At 72.8% G+C, this 1,586-nt stretch carries 2 protein-coding genes; both read right to left on the bottom strand.

The window, feature by feature from the left end; translation table 11 throughout:
- Positions 1-46 precede the first annotated feature (46 nt).
- The gene (gene sbnA / locus AB0G02_RS39350; protein WP_360805359.1) at positions 47-1,033 is read right to left on the bottom strand and encodes a 2,3-diaminopropionate biosynthesis protein SbnA; all 987 of its coding nucleotides are present in this window, start codon (positions 1,031-1,033) and stop codon (positions 47-49) included.
- The coding region (locus AB0G02_RS39345) for a hypothetical protein (protein ID WP_360805356.1) at positions 1,030-1,586 on the bottom strand (557 nt) is incomplete at its 5' end. The genes AB0G02_RS39345 and sbnA, both read right to left, overlap by 4 nt.

Here is a 1,586-nt window from a genome sequence, read left to right as displayed (position 1 = left end):
GGCGGACCGGGATCGTGGTGGGATGTCGGGGTTCGGGCCGCCCGTGCTAGGCGGGCACCATGTCGGCGGCGGGCTCCTCCTCGAAGACCTCCGCGACCCAGCGGGGGTTGTAGATGGTGTCGGCGTAGCCCGTGCCGCGGTCGGCGCACAGGAACAGCACCGTGGGCCGCGGGCCCGCGTGGTCGGCGAAGTAGCGGTTGATCGCGGCGTAGACCGTCCCGGTCGACCCGCCCGCGTACAGCCCGTGCCGCCGCAGCAGCTCGTGGCAGCCGCGCACGGTGTCCCGCTCGGGCACGATCACGACGTCGTCGATCAGCGCGTGGTCGAACAGCGGCGGGGTGATCGAGGAGCCCAGACCGGGGATGTGCCGGGTGCGCGGCGTGCCGCCGAAGATCGCGGACCCCTCCGCGTCCACGCCGACCACGCGGGCGTGCGGCCACGTCTCCTTGACCCGCTGGGACAGCCCGGCGATCGTGCCGCCCGTGCTCGTGCCGATGAAGACGTAGTCGATCGACCGGAACGCCCGGCAGACCTCGCCGCCGGTGAGCCGGTAGTGCGCGAGCACGGCGTCGGTGTTGGCGTACTGGTTGGGCCAGTACACGTCGGGCAGCTCGCCGCGGAGCTGCTGCACGCGCGCCAACCGGGTGCTCAGGAAGCCGCCGCTGGCGTCGCGCTCGGTGACCTTCTCCACCCGACGGCACACCTGCCGCAGGTACGCCTCGGTGGAGGCGTTCACGTTCGGATCGAGCACCGGGATGAAGTCCACCCCCAGCGATCGGCAGAAGGAGGCCAGGGAGATGGCGAAGTTCCCCGAGGACGACTCCACGATCGTGGAGCCCTCGGTCACGTCGCCGCGCTCGACGGCGCGCTTGAGTATCCACAACGCCGAACGGTCCTTCGAGCTGCCGTTGGGGTTGCTGAACTCCAGCTTCGCGTACAGGTCGACGGTGTCGTCGGCCAGCTTGACCACCGGGGTCTCCGGCATCGATCGCCGGATCGCCTCCAGCCGGCGCAGCATGTCCGGTCCGCTCACGGGTTGGTCCTCCATCGGGTCGTCGGGACGTGGCGGGGCAGCGGGAACTGCCAGAGCAGGCGCAGCACCTCGTCGCGGACCGACAGCCGGGTGAAGCGGTCCAGCCGGTCGCCGGTCCGCACGCCCTTGAGCGCTTCGTCGGCCAGTTGTGCGACGTGCCTCATCTCGCTGCGGTCGAACCCGCGCCGCCCGGCGGAGGTCACGTCCAGCGCGATGACCGGATCCGGTCCCGGCACCCGGTCGACCACGAGGTTGACCTCGCGCAGGGCGTCCACCGCGTGGGGGGCCACGTCGGCGGGCAGCGCGACGAACACCACGTGGTTGTCCGTGCCGCCGGTGACGACGCGGTGGCCGAGCAGCGTGAACTCCGCGGCCAGTTCGGTCGCGCCCTGCGAGGTGCGCCACACCTCCTCGCGGAACCGGTCGCCGCGGACCACGTCCAGCGCGCGCGCCGGGCCCGCGAGGACGGCCACGTCCGGCGTGCCCCGCCGTTCCCGGGACGTGCGGGCCGCGAGCAGGTCCGCCAACGGCGTGCCGCGCACGGGCGTCCGCG

Origin of the sequence: Actinosynnema sp. NPDC023658 (assembly GCF_040639995.1) — a bacterium.
Classification (GTDB): domain Bacteria; phylum Actinomycetota; class Actinomycetes; order Mycobacteriales; family Pseudonocardiaceae; genus Actinosynnema.
The sequence above is the reverse complement of the archived record's forward strand: the minus strand, read 5'-3'. Positions and strand labels throughout refer to the sequence as shown.